Origin of the sequence: Fictibacillus sp. NRS-1165, from assembly GCF_050468105.1 — a bacterium.
Lineage (GTDB): Bacteria > Bacillota > Bacilli > Bacillales > Fictibacillaceae > Fictibacillus_C > Fictibacillus_C terrinigri.
In genome coordinates, this window is record NZ_JBDPNU010000019.1 from 199,602 (window position 1) to 218,492 (window position 18,891).

Consider the following 18,891-nt stretch of genomic DNA (forward strand, 5'->3'; position numbering starts at 1 on the left):
GATGATGCAGAATGCCTGGCTGATACCACTGTTACCGCTGCTATCCTTCATCCTTCTTTTACTTTTTGGAAAAAAACTAAAAGAAGCCTCTGCCTACGCCGGTATCGGAGCAACCTTGCTATCCTTGATGCTGGCTGTTGCTGTCATGCTCGGCCAATGGGGCGGGGAATCTTACAAGGCAGAAGGAGTATGGCTGTCGATCGGAAAACATGCCGTAACGATGGGATACGAAATCAATCCGCTGAATGCGTTGATGCTTGTCATCGTAACGCTCGTAAGCTTTCTTGTACATGTCTACTCGAAGAGTTACATGCATGGAGATGACCGTTTCCATGTGTTTTTTGCCTACCTGGGTCTTTTTACCTTTGCGATGCTGGGGCTTGTTCTGTCCCCTAACCTGCTTCAGGTCTATATGTTCTGGGAACTGGTCGGCTTAGGTTCGTTTCTTCTCATCGGATACTATTATTTTAAGCCGGAAGCGAAAGCCGCCGCGAAAAAAGCCTTTATCATGACCAGGATCGGAGACGTTGGACTCTTTATCGGTATCATCCTCCTATACTGGCAGGCTGGAAGCTTTGAATACGATGAGATTTTCAAAGCGATAGCCGACGGAACGATTTCCTCGGATATGATAACGCTGATCGCCATTCTTATTTTTGTAGGAGCAGTCGGTAAATCGGGGCAGCTTCCGCTTCATACATGGCTTCCTGATGCGATGGAAGGTCCAACGCCAGTGTCTGCGCTGATCCACGCAGCAACGATGGTCGCTGCAGGTGTGTATCTCGTGGCCGCCATGTATCCGCTTTTTGAAGCTTCCTCTGCGGCCATGACCACCGTCGCCGTTGTTGGAGGGATTACCGCTATATTTGCCGCATCCATCGGTCTGATGCAGAAGGATATTAAACGGGTGCTCGCCTATTCCACCGTGAGCCAGCTTGGCTACATGATGCTCGCCCTCGGTTCCGGCGGCTATACAGCCGGAGTCTTCCATCTGATGACTCACGCGTTTTTTAAGGCTCTCCTGTTCCTGGCTGCGGGGAGTGTAATCCATGCTGTACATACACAAAATATTGAAGAGATGGGCGGTCTTTGGAGAAAGCTGAAAATTACAGCTCCTTTATTTTTGATTGGAGCACTCTCCATTTCCGGTTTTCCGCTCTTTTCCGGTTTTTTCAGTAAAGATGAAATTTTAATGGCAACCTACGGGGATGGAAGATATGGATTATTTGTTCTCGCTGTACTCGCTGCCTTTTTTACCGCCTTTTATATGTTCCGCCTGTTTTTTATGGTATTCGCAGGAAGCCCAAGCCAAGAGCATGGGAAGGTGGGGGAATCCGATGGCCCGATGATCCTTCCAATGGCGGTTCTCGGTGTCCTGGCTGTCTTGGCTGGTTATTTAAATACCCCATGGTTCGGAACCTTTTTAGCAGATTATTTAAGCCACGGCCCTGTCCGGTTCGCTGCAGAAGGAGAGCATGGGACGATTTGGATTCCGATTCTTGCTACGGCGGTATCCTTGGCTGGAATCTTACTGGCCTATCTCATGTACGGTAAAAAGAAACTGTCGAGAAATTGGCTGTCGCGTTCTCTGCCTTCTCTCAGCACGATCGTTTACCGCAAGTATTACGTGGATGAGGCCTATGACGCGACGGTTGTCAGAGGAACAACGGGATTTAGCTACCTTTGGAGCTATGTTGACCGGTACCTCGTTGAAGGGGCTGTAAACGGAACGGTAAGCCTCATTCAATGGCTTGGTAAAAGAGGTTCCTATATGTACGATGGCCAGGTGCAGAGAATCGGTGCCGTCGCTGTTGCAGGCCTCGTTATTATCCTACTATTCTTTGCTGCGGCAGGGGGGTATTTCTCATGAGCCACCTGATTTCCATCCTGGTGTTTTCTCCGCTGGCCGGTATTCTTGCTCTAAGTTTACTGTCTTCCAAAAATGAGAGAGCCCTAAAACTCGCAGGCCTGCTCGGTGCACTTCTTCCCATGCTGATCGCGGTCATCGCAGCAGCCTCCTTTGACCGTTCGGCTTCTGGAATCCAGCTTGCTGAACAGGTGAACTGGATCTCCTATAAAATGCTTCAATCGGGAGATGCCGCCTATTTTTCTATTAGGTATGAAGTGGGCGCTAATGGCCTGTCACTTGTCCTCATGCTGCTCACGGCTGTTATTTCTGTTCTGGCAGCCGTAGGTTCATGGACCGTAAAGCATGACTGGAAAAGTTATTTCATCTTCTTTCTGATCTTGGAGCTCGGTATGTTAGGGGTGTTCGCCGCTCAAAATCTCTTTCTCTTCTTCATTTTCTTTGAGATCACGCTGATTCCGATGTTCTTCCTGATCGGCAGGTGGGGGTATGCGGACAGGGAAAAGGCGGCATACAGCTTCTTGATCTATAACGGAATCGGTTCTGCCATTCTGCTCATTGTATTCGTAGCCCTTTTTATGAGAGCAGGAACGCTCAATTATGGGGAACTTGCGAAAATACTCAGCACAAATGGCCATCCGGGTCTCGGAAGCACGTTCCGCATGTCAGTCCTTATTGCTCTGCTGGTCGCTTTTGGGATTAAACTGCCGATTGTGCCCCTTCATACATGGATGCTAAGGGTGCACGTTCAAGCACCGCCTTCCATCGTTATGATCCACTCAGGGATTCTTTTGAAGATTGGAGCATACGGGCTCTTTACGTTCGGAATCGGATTCTTTCCTGCTGAATTTAAACAGCTGGCGGTTTGGATCGCGGTCCTGGGAGTGATCAACCTTCTTTTTGGTGCTTTTCTTGCCATTGTACAGACGGATTTGAAAAAAGTACTGGCCTACTCTTCTGTCTCTCACATGGGAATCGTACTGATCGGCTTTGCCGCCATGAATGAAGCCGGATTAAAGGGAGCCATATTTCAGCTGATCTCTCACGGATTGATCTCCGCTCTGCTGTTCTTCCTGATCGGAGTGCTGTACGAACGGACGGGTTCTTCAGATTTAAAAGAATACAGCGGGCTTGCAGGCGCCATGCCGGTCACTGCAGGCGTCCTTCTCGCCGGGGGACTGGCGTCGCTTGGGCTTCCGGGCATGTCGGGGTTTATCAGTGAATTTCTGGCCTTTCTCGGGCTTTTCAAGGTGATGCCGGTCATTGCTGCAGTCGGGACTCTCGGAATCGTATTGACGGCGGTATATGTTTTGCGCGCTGTTCTCTCCGTAACCTTTGGGCCAACGAGAGAATCTTATCCTGTTGGACGTGATATGACGGCTCGCGAAAAGATTCCGGCCTTTGTTCTTCTCGGCCTCGTGCTCGTTATCGGCATTTATCCGGGAATGCTTAGCGAACCTTTACACACGGTTTTAGACACAATCTTGTTAGGCTTAAGGGGGTAGCTAGATGGATCTTCAAACGTTAACTTCAATGAACTGGGGAATCATGGCGCCTGAATTTGTTGTCTTAGGCACAGCACTTCTGCTGTCCTTGCTCGACCTGTTTATGACAGGGACGAAAAGCCGCCGTCCTCTCGGGATATTGGCCATAGCGGGAATCGCAGCATCTTTCATTTTTTTATACCTTCAGTTTGGCGATCCGGGTGCATCACTGTTTCATGATATGTATCGGCTGGATTCCTTCTCGAAGGCATTTAAGCTGATTTTGCTTTTGGGAACAGGGCTGATCTTGGTTTTAGCTTACGACTATCAAATGAAGGAAGAAGAGGAGTACCGTGGGGAATTTTATTATCTGCTCCTCACCGCCTTGCTTGGAGCCATGGTTATGGCTTCCAGCGCAGATATGATCACCTTGTTTATCGGCCTGGAGCTCCTTTCCCTTTCTTCCTATGTCATGGCCGGTTTGAGAAAGCGGAAAATGGAGTCAAATGAGGCCGCTTTTAAATATGTGGTAACAGGCGGAATTTCAACAGCGGTCACATTGTTTGGAATGAGCTACATTTTCGGGATGACGGGGGAAACGAACCTGTATGCGGTCGGAGCGGCTCTGAGGGATACGAGCATTTTGCAGAATCAGTTTTTACTTGTGTTTGCTTTCTTTATCACATTTGCCGGTCTTACCTTTAAAATCGCTTCCGCTCCTTTTCATATGTGGGCACCTGATGTCTATCAGGGTTCTCCGCTTCCTGTAACCGCTTTTTTAAGCGTCGTTTCCAAGACAGCGGGATTTGCGCTGATCCTTCGCTTCTTCCTCTTGTGCTTCAGTTCGGCGCCAGGCATAAAAGGAGATCAGCTCTTGCTTCAAGTACAGCCGTATCTCGCTGTCCTAGCTGGGGCAACGATGATCGCCGGAAATGTGATCGCCCTCCGGCAGCGGGACATTAAACGGCTTTTCGCCTATTCTTCGGTTGCGCAGGCCGGCTATATTCTTGTTCCATTCGTATCCGTTTCGGCCTTGCTGTTTGAAACCACCTGGTTTTATCTTTTGGCGTATCTGTTTATGAATATTGGTGCATTTGCCGTCATTCAGGCAGTAACGGCAGCAGCAGGGACGAACGATATATCTGGTTTTGAAGGTTTGTATAAGCGTTCTCCGTGGCTTGCGGTGGCCATGACGATCTTCATTCTTTCATTGGCAGGCATTCCGTTAACAGCAGGGTTTGCCGGTAAATTCGGCATCTTTATGAATGCTCTTGGAACAAATCCCCGACATTACATATTAGCGGGTATCCTGATGGCTACGACGGTCGTCTCCTACTTCTATTATTTCAATATCATCGGCCAGATGTTTTTCCGCACGGGGCAGGAAGGACCCAGGATACAGCATAAGAAAGGCCTCCTGGTTGTAACGGCTGTATGCGCGGCAGCGACGTTGTTCTTCGGGATCTTCCCGGGAGCGGCTCTGCACTTCTTTTACAATGAATTTCAGTTCAACGATTTTTTCCAGGTTATGGAGCAAAAATAAGGGATCTGCAGTGATGCAGACCCCTTTTTCTGTAAAAAGATACCCTTGGATTTGATAGTTATGTCAAAATTGGGAACATGGTTAAAAATAGGTCTTTTGTCTGTTCCTTTATGGTAAAATTCAGTTTATGCTACTTTCTGTTGATGTGTGTTATCATGGTGTTGTTTAGTAAACACCTGGCCGATCAGGCCTTGTGGCAAGGAGGAACCGAGTTGTTTGAACAAGCCGGGCAGCAAGCGCTGCTACATATCCTTGTTTACCTGCTTTTTCTCGTCATCACATGGTGGGCCATGCAGGCAATAAGATTTGACACATACATCAAAAAAGGCAAAGTGATCCAGGCACGAGTGCTATTCGTCCTTGTGACGATCGCAGTTGCCAGCCTCGTAAGCAGCTTCTTTCTCACGTATTTGAATTATTCCACACAGCTTAAATATTTATTTTAATTTAACATTTACCTATTAACTATCGCAGCCCACTATACAGCAAAAGATTGTTCACTGTTGAACAAAGTAAATACCTGAAGTTTCTGTCGGAATATGACTGCAACTTCCATGAATAATGGACCGTCCTCTGGCAAGAATGAGACATACAGGAGAGGACGGGTGGAATAAAATGAAAAAGAACATTATTCTATTTTTTGCTATTATATTTTTGGTTCATTCTTATGCGAGTGTGCAGGCGAAAGAAACGGCAAATGTAACGAAGATTTTGGACATGAAGCAGGCGATGGACCAGCACGGTGTGATCATGAAAAAATGGTCGGTTTACACGAAAGGTAGTGCAGGTTTTACATCGGATGTAAATGGGTATCGACAAAAAGCGGCATTATTAAAGAAGGCTGCTAAAGGTTATAAATGGAACGCAATCAACGAACAAGAACATTTGAAAATGTCCGGGGTGCGATTTTCCGAGGCAGGGAGTATAAAAGAGCGCCTTACGCTGGTAGCCTACCCCCAAAAAGGAAAGCTGGCAACGTATCTTGTTTATGCGGTCGAAGGGAGGAGCTGGAATAAAAATCAATTCCAGCAATTTGCAAGATCGTTTCAGAGTAGGATCGCTACCTACTTTGAAGGAAAAACTGCAACTTTCTCTTGTGTCACCGGGATACATAGTGATACAATGGACGTTGGTTTGTATAAACAAGCACTTGAGCTCATGACAACGTTCTCCGCTGTTCCTGTCGAAGAACTGAAGGAAGAGACGTTTGTATCAATCTCGGCATATACTAAGCATTGGGATGAGAAATTGAACACAGCTCACAAAGCAATGAATCTGCAGATTGCAATCAGAAATCAAGGAATGGGCGGCCAAACTGCCGTCACAATTGGAACACCAATAATTACGTCTGAATATTAATATAGAAATTGGACGCGGAGGGGAATATCGTTGGAAAAAATCATTGTCCGTGGTGGTAGGCGGTTAGAAGGCTCTGTCAAGGTAGAAGGAGCAAAGAATGCCGTACTGCCTGTCATCGCAGCATCCATTTTAGCCAGTAAAGGCACAAGCACGATTAAAGATGTGCCGACCCTTGCTGATGTATATACGATTAACGAGGTACTGCGTTATTTAAATATTGAAGTTAAATTTGAGAATGGCGAGATCGAAGTTGATGCTTCTGGTGCTCTAAAAACAGAAGCGCCGTTTGAATATGTTCGTAAAATGCGTGCATCCTTCTTAGTAATGGGGCCTTTGCTTGCGCGTGTAGGTTTGGCGAGAATCGCGCTTCCTGGCGGCTGTGCCATTGGATCCCGCCCGATTGATCAGCACTTAAAAGGCTTTGAAGCGATGGGTGCTACTGTTAAAATCGGGAATGGGTTTATTGAAGCAAGCATCGATGGCCGGCTTAAGGGCGCAAAAATTTATTTAGATTTCCCAAGTGTAGGAGCTACAGAAAATATCATCTCAGCTGCTGCCCTTGCTGAAGGAACAACCATCATTGAAAATGCAGCAAAAGAGCCTGAGATTGTCTGCCTCGCCAACTATATCAACTCCATGGGAGGAAAAGTAGTAGGTGCAGGAACAGGTACGATCCGCATTGAAGGTGTAGAAGAGCTTTCCGGTGCAGTTCACGCTGTGGTTCCTGACCGTATCGAAGCCGGTACGTACATGGTTGCTGCAGCGATTACTGGCGGTAACGTTTTTGTTGAAGGAGCGATTGCCGAGCACCTTCGCCCATTAATTGCAAAAATGGAAGAAATGGGTGTTACCATTAAAGACGAAGAAACCGGACTTCGTGTAATTGGATCAGAAGAATTAAAACCAGTGGACATTAAAACCATGCCTCACCCTGGATTCCCGACTGATTTACAGTCACAGATGATGGCACTGCTCCTTCGGGCAAACGGTACAAGTGTCATTACCGAAACTGTGTTTGAAAACCGTTTTATGCATGTGGAGGAATTCCGCCGCATGAATGGAGATATTAAAATTGAAGGCCGTTCTGCTGTAATCAACGGACCTGTTTCATTACAGGGAGCCGAGGTTGCGGCGACAGACCTGCGTGCAGGAGCAGCACTTGTTCTTGCTGGCCTTGTAGCGGACGGATATACTCGCGTCACTGAGCTTAAGCATATCGACCGCGGCTATGTAGGATTTACAGAAAAACTTCGTGATCTCGGAGCTGACATCGAACGTGTCAACGAAGAATCGAAAGTTGTTCCAACAGAGGAAAAATCATCGGTATCATTAAAATCTAATCTTGCTTAATTCATATGCTAAAAGGCTTCCTGCAATTGCAGGAAGCCTTTTTTAATTGTGTTTTCTAAAGGTGTAGTAAAAAGAGCATGAGAAATTCCATTAATAAAAGTGATTGAAAAGGCCTAGCTGATGAAAGGAATGAAAAAATTCTAGTATGATATATTCAAAATTTTGAGAATAGTTTGAAATTAAAGGAAAATCAAGTAATATAGAGTCAAGCAAGGCCATTCTATATAAGACAAAGGGGATGTGATCGTGAAGAAAAAGGCTCTGGCATTTGGTCTAACTATTGGTTTGGCAGCAACTGCTCTTACACCGGCAACGTCTTTAGCAGCACCAAAAAATGTTCTGTCGAGTTACAAGGTCAGCGAACAAAAAGGTACACCTGAATTCGTATCTGGCAGTTTGACGAAAGCTACTGGCCATAATGCTGAAGCCGTTGTTCTTGGTTATTTAAATGAGCATAAGAGTGCATACAAGCTCGGGTCTCAAAAAGCAGAGGATTCTTTTGAGGTGCAGTCTCAGCAGAAGGACAAGCTAGGCTCCACGATTTTGCGTCTGCAGCAGAAGTATAAGGGAGTTCCTGTCTGGGGTTCTACCCAGGTCGCACATGTTGATAGAGACGGAGTTCTGACAGTAGTTTCAGGTTCAGTTGTACCGAACCTTGATCAAAAGAGCAGCCTGGAAAATACAAAGAAAATTTCTGCCAAGAAGGCGATTGCCAAAGCTGTTAAGGATCTTGGATATACTCCTGATTATGAGAAGGCACCTACAGCCGATCTTGTTGTCTACACCTCAGGCGATAAAGCTGTTTATGCCTATCTCGTAAATTTAAATTTCCTGTCTCCAACGCCGGGGAACTATAACTATTTTGTTGAAGCTGCAACAGGCAGGATTGTGAACAAATATAATAATCTCGATGAGGCAAATGGCGGGGGCGCTGCTTCCAAACCAGGCGGAACCTTAACCGGAACCAATACAACCGGCACAGGAAAAGGTGTGCTTGGCGACTCGAAAACGCTGAGAACTTTGTTATCAGGCTCAACCTACTACTTGCAGGATAATACAAGAGGAAGCGGGATCTTTACATATGACGGCAAGAACCGCCAGTCCCTTCCCGGTTCATTATGGGCTGATACTGACAACGTCTTTAATGCCGTATATGACGGTGCAGCAGTAGATGCTCATTACTATGCAGGAGTGACATATGACTACTACAAAAATGTATTTGGACGCAACTCCTTTGATAACAATGGTGCAGCGCTCAAATCCACAGTCCATTTCAGCCGGAAATATAACAATGCCTTCTGGAACGGGGCGCAAATGGTCTATGGAGACGGTGACGGTACTGCCTTTATTCCGCTATCCGGCGGTCTGGATGTAGTAGGCCATGAATTAACCCACGCGGTAACCGAACGAAGCTCCAATCTCGTGTACCAAAATGAATCCGGTGCTTTAAATGAGGCTATCTCTGATATCTTTGGAACGCTGGTCGAGTTCTACGATAACCGTAATCCAGATTATCAAATCGGGGAAGATATCTATACGCCGAACACACCGAATGATGCCCTTCGTTCAATGAGCGACCCTGCGAAATACGGTGACCCTGACCACTATTCCAAACGCTACACTGGAACGAGTGACAATGGCGGAGTCCATACGAACAGCGGAATCATCAATAAACAGGCCTATCTGCTTGCCGTTGGAGGAACCCACTACGACGTAACGGTTTCTGGCATCGGCAACAGCAAGCTTGGAGCAATCTATTACCGCGCCAATACGGTATATCTCACGGCGAACGCCACATTCAGCCAGGCTAGAGCCGCACTCGTTCAGGCTGCTGCTGACCTGTATGGCGCGGGTTCTGCAGAAGTAAATTCCGTCAACAAATCTTTTGATGCGGTCGGCGTCTATTAAAAAGCAAGGACCCTGCTAGGCACCTGGCAGGGCTTTTTCTATGAGATTGAAAAGCCATCTCAGAGGATGAAAGGAAAAACAAGTTCTAATAGTTTGTTCCCCTCCATAAATTGTAAAGACTAATCAAATCAGTGGAGGCCAGGCAGAATGTTCATGAAAATGAAGCCGATTACCTTCTTCGTCTCTGTTTTTGTAGTAGTCACTGTTCTTCTTCCGTCTCTGCTCGTGCTGCCCTACTCTTCCAAAACATCATTTCTGCTAGAAACGAAACCGAAGGAGATGAAACGGGCGGCTCTTCCAAGTCTATCATCCACACTGGCTGTACCTGTCTATCGGACAGCTGAGAAAAAGGTGGAAAAGGTTGCACTCGAAGAATACGTCAAAGGAGTCGTTGCCTCTGAAATGCCAGCTGACTTCAAACTAGAGGCCTTAAAGGCTCAGGCGTTAACAGCCAGAACTTACATCGCGAGGATGTTAGACAACACCGATCAAGGGGGGAACCTTCCAGGCGGTGCGGCCGTTACAGACTCCATCCTCCATCAGGTCTACAAAAATGATGATGAGCTGAAGAAGCAATGGGGAGACGAATATCCAGAAAAGATGGAGAAGATCACCAAAGCGGTGGCGGCGACGAGAGGAAAAATTTTAACGTACGACGGAAAACCGATCTTCGCGAGTTTCTTTTCAACAAGCAACGGTTATACCGAAAACAGCGAGGATTACTGGGGCACGAAGTATCCCTATCTAAAAAGTGTAAAGAGTCCATGGGACCGTGACACACCCAAGTTTGAGCAAAAACAGGAAATCCCTCTCCTTGATGTTGAGAAGCAGCTGGGAGTCGTGATCCAAAAAGACGGCGAGGTTGGCAAGGTGATCCAAAGGACAGCGGGTAACCGGATCGCCCGCATGGCCATTGACGGAAAAAGCTTTAAAGGCAAAGAGGTCCGTGAGAAGCTTGGTCTTCGATCTGCCGATTTTACACTTACGAAAAAGAAACAAGAAGTCATCGCCACGACGAAAGGATTCGGCCACGGAGTCGGTATGAGCCAGTATGGGGCAAACGGAATGGCGAAGGACGGCAAGAACTACAAACAAATCGTCAAATACTATTTTAAAGGAGTGTCCATATCGGATTATAAGCCTCATTCCGGCCGCTCTACTGTAAAGGACTAAACGTTGAAGACCCGGTGAAAAACGCCGGGTCTTTAGCTTTACTCTCCTTCATCATCCATCGGAGAAAAATAAAGTTTTAGGAATCATGCATAGTATTCCAGTCTTTGTCGAAAAATAATATCCCATTTTTTTTCACACCAAAGTATATATTTTCTGAATCCTGTTCAGAATGATTGCTGAGGTGATGATAAAAATGAAAGATGAAGAAAAACAATCCCAAAAAACAGTTCCGCTAAAAAGCAGGAAAATGGGCAGATTTATGAAAAAACGATGGGTATACCCGGCAGTCTATCTCGCATTTGCCGCAGTAGTTCTAGCTTCCGTTTTGTGGTATCAAAATGATGCATCTAATTCAAAGGATGAGCCGAACAGTGCTTTTGACAAAAATGATAAAGCCGTTCCGGTCAGTGTCTCTAAAGAAGTATTCAAGATGCCGGCAAAGGATCCTAACAGCGTAGCGATTAAAAAAGAATTCTTTGATCCTGATGCATCTGCAAAGGAACAAGAAGCTGCTCTCGTATTTTATAATAATATCTACTACCAAAATAAAGGAATCGATCTTGCTGCTGAGAGCGGAAAAACATTTGATGTCACTGCTGCCATGAGTGGTAATGTTACAAAGTCAGTGAAAGACCCTGAGCTGGGCTATGTTGTTGAAGTCGAGCATACGAATGGCCTTATCACTCACTACTCTTCTCTCGCTTCTGTAAAAGTGAAAGAAGGCGACAGAGTGAACCAGGGTGAAGTTGTCGGTTCAGCAGGCCAAAACCTGTATGACAAGGACGCGAAAATCCATGCTCACTTTGAAATCCGCAAAGACGGGATCGCTGTAGATCCAGTATCTGCATGGAACCAATCGGCTTCACAAATTGAGAAGCTGGTGGACAAAGAAGAACAAGCGAGCAAAAAGGAAGACAGAGCTTCAGTTGAACAAAGTAAATCTGACAGTGTTCAGGACAGCAATGCCGCTCCTGAAAAAAACAAAGAGAAAGAATCTTCTTCAACAAGCGAAAACTCTGAACAGTCATCCAGCAACGATAACTGATCAAAATGAAAAGACAGCCTGCCATGTGCAGGCTGTTTTTATTTTGATCTCCTGTAAATGAAAATGAGGTGTTTTGTGAGTAAAGCTTTGAAAACCGTGAGTAAACTGGCCGTAACTGTGAGTAATGGAGTCATTTTCGTGAGTAATCATGTCGAACTGCAAGTAATTTTTTTGTGGCTTCACGCCCCTGTTCGCGAGTATACCGTCTTTATTCTCTGACCGGGCGCCTCAGCTTTTCTTTTTTCCCTTGTCCTTCTTGAGATTTTGGCATATAAGTACGTTCGTCTTAATAAGATGTTACAAAACCTACAATTCTTTTGAGGGTGAGCGGTGAGAAGACGTAGTATGGCTGCGGTGAAAAGGGGACGGGACACTCTGACTTCATGGAGACGACACACAAGGACAGGTCGCGTAGCTTGAACATAGAAGTCTCTATCGCATCTCTCACATCCAATTTGGGGAGGCGAGTGGTGTGCACGATTACATCAAAGAACGAACCATCAAGATAGGAAGGTATATCGTGGAGACAAGAAAAACAGTGCGTATGATCGCAAAAGAATTTGGTGTCTCAAAAAGCACCGTTCATAAAGATCTGACGGAACGATTACCTGAAATCAACCCGGATTTGGCGAACAATGTGAAAGAGATTTTAGAGTACCATAAGTCCATAAGGCATTTAAGGGGTGGTGAAGCAACACGGGTCAAATACAAAAAGGGTGCAGAGGAAGTCGTACAATAAGATATTCACCTCACACGGCGTGCATATTTGCATGCCGCTGTTGTTTGTTCAGGAAAATGTTCAAAAAAGTTAACATATTTTTTCCCGGTTCAACAAAACTTATGATAGAATGTTTTATTGGATAGAAATTCGAAAATTGACGATTTTTGTAAAGTTTTGTGCTGAGCATGCAGGGAGGATATATGAATGTTTTCAAGGGATGTTGGGATTGACCTCGGTACGGCCAATGTACTGATTTATGTAAAAGGAAAAGGGATTGTACTGGACGAGCCATCTGTTGTGGCGATTGACACAAACACGGGGAAAGCGCTCGCTGTGGGGGAAGAAGCCTTCAGGATGGTGGGACGTACACCAGGTAACATCGTGGCGATCCGTCCTTTAAAAGATGGGGTTATCGCTGATTTTGAAGTGACAGAACAAATGTTGAGGCATTTTATCAATAAAATAAATGTAAAGGGCATGTTTACCAAACCGAGAATTCTCATCTGCACCCCTGCGAACATTACCTCTGTTGAACAAAAAGCCATTCGTGAAGCCGCTGAAAAATGCGGAGGAAAAGCGATTTATCTGGAAGAAGAACCGAAAGTGGCAGCGGTTGGGGCCGGTATGGACATTTTCCAGCCGAGCGGCAACATGGTTGTGGATATCGGCGGCGGTACGACAGACGTCGCTGTATTATCCATGGGGGATATCGTTACAGCCTCTTCCATTAAAATGGCGGGGGACAAGCTTGACGGTGAAATCCTGAACTACATCAAGAAAGAATATAAGCTGTTGATCGGAGAACGAACAGCGGAAAACATTAAATTGAACGTGGCCACCGTCTTCCCTGGTGCTCGAGATGAGGAGATGGATATTCGCGGGCGCGACATGGTGACTGGCCTTCCGCGAACGGTTACCATCCGTTCCGAGGAAATCACACAAGCTTTGCTTGAACCTGTCATGATGATGGTTCAGGCAGCAAGAAGCGTTCTCGAAAAGACGCCTCCTGAGCTGTCTGCCGATATTATTGACCGAGGAATCATCTTAACAGGCGGAGGGGCATTGCTTCACGGGATCGACCAGTTGTTTGCCCAAGAGCTGAAAGTTCCTATTTTTATTGCCGAGGAGCCGATGAAGGCTGTAGCAAACGGAACAGGCCTGATGCTAGAACATATGGATAAGCTTCCAAAGCGCAGAATAAAATAAATCACTTACTATGATGAAGGACCCGTTTTTATGAAAAAACGGGTCTTTTTTTGTGTAAGTATAAACATCCAATAGTTTTCGCCGATAACAAAGATAAGAAGAATTGTGCGGATTAGAGGGGGAACCAGTGTGCTAAGAGGATTCTATACTGCGGCTGCCGGAATGATTGCTCAGCCCGCGGCGCCAGGAAATGCTGAGCAACAACATTGCGAACACCAATACACCAGGCTATAAGGCTAATCAGTCAACTCTCAGGACGTTTCCTTCCATGCTTTTAGAACGGATCGACTCCAACGGAAAGACGCCGTTAACCAGTGCGGGCCAGAAACAGGGCGGCCAGCTGGCTACGGGCGTCTATATGCAAGAAGCGATCCCGAACTTTGTACAGGGAGATCTGCAGGAAAGCGGTGTGAACACCGATCTTGCCCTGATTCAGGGTTCCGTCCCGATAGATAAAAAAACAGGCAAACCTGGTTCTTTGTTCTATATGGTGGAAACAGCAGATGGGGGAACCCGCTACACCCGGAACGGGCATTTTTCCGTCGATGCCAATAATGAACTCGTGACCACGGACGGATATTATGTCCTTGATATCAAAGGAAAACACATAACCGTTTCGGACGAGAATTTCACAGTGAGCGGAAATGGAGCCATTCTCGATCAGGGACGCAGTGCCGGTACACTTGGAATTGCGCTGATTACAAACCCAATGGATCTGGTGAAAGAGGGGAATGGTTTATTCAGCCCGCAGGGCAATCAACAACCGGAGGCGGCTGCAGGCAATCCACAGGTGGCTTATCAGGTAAAACAAGGATTTGTTGAACGTTCCAACGTAGATGCTGAACAATCCATGACAGAAATGATGGAAGCCTACCGTTCATTTGAGGCCAATCAAAAAGTGCTTCAGGCCTATGACCGAAGCATGGAAAAGGCAGCAAACGAAGTAGGAAAGATCGGATAGGGAGGGACATGCGTTGAATACATCCATGATTAATGCTTCAGTGACCATGGGCCAGCTGCAGCAGAAACTTGATACAACAGCCCACAATATGGCGAACAGCAATACGAATGGTTTTAAGAGAAGAAATGTCCAATTCTCTGACCTTCTTTTTCAGCAGATTGATAATAAATTTAATAATACATTTAGTAATAAGGATGAGGCTGGCCGGCATACTCCTGTAGGAATTCGTGCGGGAAGCGGGGCAAGAGCCAGTTCGACGGCAATCAGCCTGGAGATGGGAGCGATCAAGACGACAGAACGGGCGCTCGATATCGCTCTGTTGAGCCCTGGGCTTTTTTTTCAGGTCCAGACGAGGGACAGCGGCGGAAAGGCTGTAACCGAGTACACCCGTGACGGTGCGTTTTATTTAAAAACGGCTCAAGGGCAGAACGATCTTGAACTCGTAACCTCTGATGGCAAAGCTGTAATGGGGGGTAAAGGGCCGATTCGGATTCCAGCCGGGTACAAGGAAATTTCTATTGGACAAAACGGAAATATTTCGGTAACGTTAAGTAATGGAAGGGTGGTCAACAGCGGCAGATTGGCGGTTGTTGATGCTGTCCATCCCCAGCTGCTTGAAGCGGTGGGGCATAATTTTAGAATTCCGGCTGGTGTAAATTCAAATCAAGTGCTTCGGGCGGCAAACCCGGCCAGCGTAAAAATGCAGGGTGCTCTTGAGATGTCCAACGTAAATGCAGGAAATGAAATGACGGATATCATCAATATGCAGCGATCCTACCAGTTTAACGCACGCACCATTACAATGGCAGACCAAATGATGGGGCTCGTCAACGGAATTCGTTAACAGGTGATAAAAAATGGGAAACGAGCTCAGCAGGGAAGAATACCGAAAAAATAAAATGGCAGCTATGAACGAAGAGGAAGAGGTTAAGGAAAAGAAACCTAAGTCGCGGGAAAGCAAAAAGAAAGAGCAGGAGACCGGGACGTCAAGAAGACGCCGTTTTCCGATCTGGCTCCGCCTGATTGTGATTGTTGTACTTATGGTGATCTGCCTGGTCGTGGGAGCCGTGATTGGCTATTCGGTCGTAGGCGACGGAAAAGCAGGGGATGTGTTCAAAAAAGAGACATGGACGCATATCTCGGATTTGGTGAACAAAGATAAGTAGTTTAGCGAAAAGAGCCATGTGAAGAGATAAGGGGGCCGAGGTTCTCTTTTTATTTTGGCTAAACGGTGGATCGGAAAACAGGGAGACACTGCCCATTGGATTAACCTTTTTCTATCATGTATAATGTCCAGAGATCCATAGAAACAATAGAACCGTAAACCAGAAAGAGAAGGAGTATCTCGGTATGAAATTAAACATTGAACAGATTAAAGAAATCATTCCACACCGTTACCCATTTTTGCTTCTTGATACGATTGAAGAGCTCGAGCCGGGAAAACGTGCGGTTGGCAAGAAAAACATCACGGCGAATGAGGAAGTCTTCAATGGGCACTTTCCTGATTATAATATCTTTCCAGGTGTCCTGACTCTGGAAGCATGTGCGCAAACCGGAGCGGTCGCGCTCTTGTCTTTGGATGAATACAAAGGGAAGATCGCCATGTTTGCCGGTGCGGATAAAGTGAGATGGAAGCGCCAGGTACGACCGGGAGACACGTTGCTGATGGAAGTTGAACTGCTTCAAATCCGAAGAGGCATCGGTAAGGGAAAAGTAACAGCAACCGTTGACGGCGAGCTTGCTATGGACGCTGAAATAACATTTGCTGTTGGGCGATAGTTCCTTTTAGGGGAGGTGCCAGGCACCGCTTTTTGACATATGTCAAAAGCCGGTGCCTGGCACCTTTTCTGTTCCTCTTTTTTAACCCAATATCAAGAAGTTTAAGGCACTGTAAAGGATATGTAAGGTATTGGTAAATCGCGTCTAAAACGGATGTTTTCCTGCTATAGTGGGGATAGAGCCGCTGGTAAATGGTGCAGCGCTGCGGTTCAAATCTGAACTAATCGAAGGGAGAACTTTGGGATGAATAAAAGTTTCTTAATGAAAATTGGGGCTTCTCTTATGGCGATTATGTTAATGACAGCATGTAACAACAGCGACACCGAGAAGAAGGAAAGTGGAACAGGAACAGAACAAAAAGTGGATGATGAAAAGCAAGCGGATCAAACGACTACAGATGAAAATACACAGGATCAAGAAACAAGCACTGATTCTCAATCCTCTGATGAACAATAAAACCCAGAAAAAAGCACACCCTGAGAGTGTGCTTTTTTCATTGCCTTATACAAGTTTGATGTGATAGTCCTTCAGCCAGGTGTTGACGTGAATGAGATATTCCATCAGTTTAGTGGCTTGTCCGTCGCTCATTCCCGTTTTTCCTGCAGCGACCGCTCGGATTTTATTTTCATCAATTAATGGACGAAGCGGTGAATTGCTGTCATCCACAATGTCCATCAACCAGTTTTTAATAGCTCCGAAATAGACGGGATCCTGAGCTGTAGGATAAGCACTTTTGCGGCGGTTTCTCACATCGTCAGGAAGATAGCCTTTTAATGCACGGCGAAGAATCCCTTTTTCGATGTTATCGACGCTTTTCACTTCCCAAATAACGTTCCATAAATATTCGACTATACGGTAGTCGCAGAACGGAACACGAACCTCAAATCCGACCGCCATACTCATGCGGTCCTTACGGTCGAGCATGAACGGAAGGAAGCGTGTGATGAACTGATAGGACATTTGCCGCTGTTTGGCACCGAGTTCGCTCTCTCCGGCCAGTACAGGAACTTCCGCCAATGCTTCCTGATAACGGCGGTCAGCATACTCATCAGGCCGTATGGAGGCCCTTGCTTCTTCTGACAGGATATTGCCGAAGTTTCCACGGCTCTGGCGCCATGGGAACGTGCTGCCGTTCAGGAACTCCTCCTGATGGAACCAAGGATATCCGCTGAATACCTCATCCGCAGATTCCCCTGAAAGGGCCACAGTAGCGTCCTTTTTCATCTCTCTGAAGAGAAGATAAAGAGAGGTCTCCATTTCTCCCAGTCCTGGAAGATCCCTTGCATACAGCGGCTTCAAGAAGTTTTCCAAAAGATCGTTGGCGCCAAGTACAGTGGAGTGATGCTCCGTTCCAACGTGTTCAGATACCCGTTTGACCCATGGTTCATCAAGCCCCAAGTGCAGCAGATCCGTTTGGAAATGCTCTGCACTGTTGGCGAAATCAATGGAATATGTGTGCAGAATCTTTCCTGCTTCTTTAAAATCTTTTCCGGCAAGGGCTGTTAAGCCGCTTGAATCGAGGCCGCCCGATAGCATGGATACGAGCGGAAGGTCGGAAATCAGCTGTCGTTTCACCGTATCCTCAAGCAGTGATTGGATCTTTTCTGCTGTTGTTTCAACGGTATCGGTATGCTCTTTGCTCTGCAGCTTCCAATATTGTCTCACGTACGTTTTGTTGTTTGTAAATGTAATGCTGTGTCCCGCGCGTACTTCTTTGACATCTTTAAACACACCGACACCCGGTGTACGCATCGGCCCAAGAGAAAATACTTCTGCCATACCCTCTCGGTCTACTTCGGGCTCAATGGCCGGATGGGCGAGGAGCACCTTCAGTTCAGAGCCGAAAATAATGGAGCTGCCTCGCTGTGCATAAAAGAGAGGCTTAACGCCAAGATGGTCACGTCCCAGGAACAGCTTCTGCTTCTTCTCGTCCCAGATGGCAAAGGCAAAGATCCCGTTCAAATGATCGACACATTCCTCTTCCCACTCCATATAGGAATGAAGGAGAACTTCTGTATCTGAATGGGTACGGAAAGTATGCCCCCGTTCCTCCAATTCTTTCTTTAATTCAATAAAGTTGTAAATCTCACCATTATAGGTCAGAGCAAGTGATCGCTCATCCTGTTCATGAAGCATGGGCTGGCGCCCGCCTTCAGGATCGATAACGATCAGGCGGCGATGGCCAAAGGCAGCTCGCGGCGAGAACCAAAAGCCGTCTGCATCCGGCCCGCGATGTTCGATCGCGCCTGTCATGTCCCGCAGAATAGATTGTTGTTGAGAGAGGTCTTCTGACCAGTTAACCCAGCCTGCAATACCACGTGAGCTCAATCTCATCTTCATTTTCCCTGCACTGCCCCGGATCAAAGGTATACACCTTGCTGAATTCATCTTTAAACTCTCTCTTCATATTAATAAAATAACGCAATGTTAAATCTCCCTTCATTGATGCATTCATACTAGTCATACCCTTTTTTTCGTTTTTAGAGTCATAAAAA

Annotated in this window: 18 protein-coding genes; 16 read left to right on the forward strand and 2 right to left on the reverse strand. The window is 46.4% G+C overall.

Annotation, left to right across the window (positions count from 1 at the left end):
* The first annotated feature begins 1 nt into the window (after position 1).
* From nuoL to ABHN01_RS08130, 16 genes are all read left to right on the forward strand, one after another.
* Positions 2–1,870 (forward strand): NADH-quinone oxidoreductase subunit L, encoded by a 1,869-nt coding sequence (gene nuoL, locus ABHN01_RS08055; protein ID WP_429875087.1) that lies wholly within the window; start codon positions 2–4, stop codon positions 1,868–1,870.
* Entirely contained in the window at positions 1,867–3,372 is a 1,506-nt protein-coding gene (locus tag ABHN01_RS08060; RefSeq protein ID WP_429875088.1) for a complex I subunit 4 family protein, read from the forward strand. The genes nuoL and ABHN01_RS08060 overlap by 4 nt, the downstream gene beginning before the upstream one ends.
* Before the next feature lie 4 nt (positions 3,373–3,376).
* Positions 3,377–4,894 (forward strand): NADH-quinone oxidoreductase subunit NuoN, encoded by a 1,518-nt coding sequence (gene nuoN, locus ABHN01_RS08065; RefSeq protein WP_429875089.1) that lies wholly within the window; start codon positions 3,377–3,379, stop codon positions 4,892–4,894.
* Positions 4,895–5,106: 212 nt separating this feature from the next.
* A complete protein-coding gene (locus tag ABHN01_RS08070) occupies positions 5,107–5,340 on the forward strand; it encodes a DUF1146 family protein (protein ID WP_290397782.1) in 234 nt (77 codons plus the stop codon).
* 169 nt (positions 5,341–5,509) lie between these two features.
* Positions 5,510–6,253 (forward strand): YwmB family TATA-box binding protein, encoded by a 744-nt coding sequence (locus ABHN01_RS08075; protein ID WP_429875090.1) that lies wholly within the window; start codon positions 5,510–5,512, stop codon positions 6,251–6,253.
* A 30-nt stretch (positions 6,254–6,283) separates the two neighbouring features.
* A complete protein-coding gene (gene murA / locus ABHN01_RS08080) occupies positions 6,284–7,603 on the forward strand; it encodes a UDP-N-acetylglucosamine 1-carboxyvinyltransferase (RefSeq protein WP_429875091.1) in 1,320 nt (439 codons plus the stop codon).
* A gap of 246 nt (positions 7,604–7,849) precedes the next feature.
* Positions 7,850–9,511, forward strand: a complete 1,662-nt coding sequence (locus ABHN01_RS08085; protein WP_429875092.1) for a M4 family metallopeptidase — start codon at positions 7,850–7,852, stop codon at positions 9,509–9,511.
* Positions 9,512–9,658: 147 nt separating this feature from the next.
* A complete protein-coding gene (gene spoIID / locus ABHN01_RS08090; protein ID WP_429875093.1) occupies positions 9,659–10,684 on the forward strand; it encodes a stage II sporulation protein D in 1,026 nt (341 codons plus the stop codon).
* Between the two features lie 193 nt (positions 10,685–10,877).
* Positions 10,878–11,729, forward strand: a complete 852-nt coding sequence (locus ABHN01_RS08095; RefSeq protein ID WP_429875094.1) for a peptidoglycan DD-metalloendopeptidase family protein — start codon at positions 10,878–10,880, stop codon at positions 11,727–11,729.
* A 472-nt stretch (positions 11,730–12,201) separates the two neighbouring features.
* Entirely contained in the window at positions 12,202–12,468 is a 267-nt protein-coding gene (spoIIID, locus tag ABHN01_RS08100) for a sporulation transcriptional regulator SpoIIID (RefSeq protein ID WP_026677325.1), read from the forward strand.
* Positions 12,469–12,654: 186 nt separating this feature from the next.
* A complete protein-coding gene (locus ABHN01_RS08105) occupies positions 12,655–13,656 on the forward strand; it encodes a rod shape-determining protein (protein ID WP_290397788.1) in 1,002 nt (333 codons plus the stop codon).
* A 190-nt stretch (positions 13,657–13,846) separates the two neighbouring features.
* On the forward strand, positions 13,847–14,617 hold the full coding sequence (locus ABHN01_RS08110; protein ID WP_429875095.1) for a flagellar hook-basal body protein: 771 nt from the start codon (positions 13,847–13,849) through the stop codon (positions 14,615–14,617).
* Positions 14,618–14,630: 13 nt separating this feature from the next.
* Positions 14,631–15,461 carry a flagellar hook-basal body protein gene (locus ABHN01_RS08115; RefSeq protein WP_429875096.1) on the forward strand — a complete coding sequence of 277 codons (831 nt, stop codon included), beginning with the start codon at positions 14,631–14,633 and terminating at the stop codon, positions 15,459–15,461.
* A 13-nt stretch (positions 15,462–15,474) separates the two neighbouring features.
* Complete coding sequence (locus ABHN01_RS08120) at positions 15,475–15,783, forward strand: DNA-directed RNA polymerase subunit beta (RefSeq protein ID WP_290397791.1); 309 nt, start codon at positions 15,475–15,477, stop codon at positions 15,781–15,783.
* Between the two features lie 184 nt (positions 15,784–15,967).
* Entirely contained in the window at positions 15,968–16,396 is a 429-nt protein-coding gene (fabZ, locus tag ABHN01_RS08125) for a 3-hydroxyacyl-ACP dehydratase FabZ (RefSeq protein ID WP_053356504.1), read from the forward strand.
* 243 nt (positions 16,397–16,639) lie between these two features.
* Positions 16,640–16,852 (forward strand): hypothetical protein, encoded by a 213-nt coding sequence (locus tag ABHN01_RS08130; RefSeq protein WP_290397792.1) that lies wholly within the window; start codon positions 16,640–16,642, stop codon positions 16,850–16,852.
* Between the two features lie 45 nt (positions 16,853–16,897).
* On the opposite strand, the gene asnB is transcribed toward ABHN01_RS08130, so the two are convergent.
* Together asnB and ABHN01_RS08140 are read right to left on the reverse strand one after the other, a co-directional pair.
* A complete protein-coding gene (gene asnB / locus ABHN01_RS08135; protein ID WP_429875097.1) occupies positions 16,898–18,730 on the reverse strand; it encodes an asparagine synthase (glutamine-hydrolyzing) in 1,833 nt (610 codons plus the stop codon).
* Positions 18,693–18,851 (reverse strand): hypothetical protein, encoded by a 159-nt coding sequence (locus tag ABHN01_RS08140; protein ID WP_429875098.1) that lies wholly within the window; start codon positions 18,849–18,851, stop codon positions 18,693–18,695. Before ABHN01_RS08140 ends, asnB begins: the two co-directional genes overlap by 38 nt.
* Positions 18,852–18,891 lie beyond the last annotated feature (40 nt).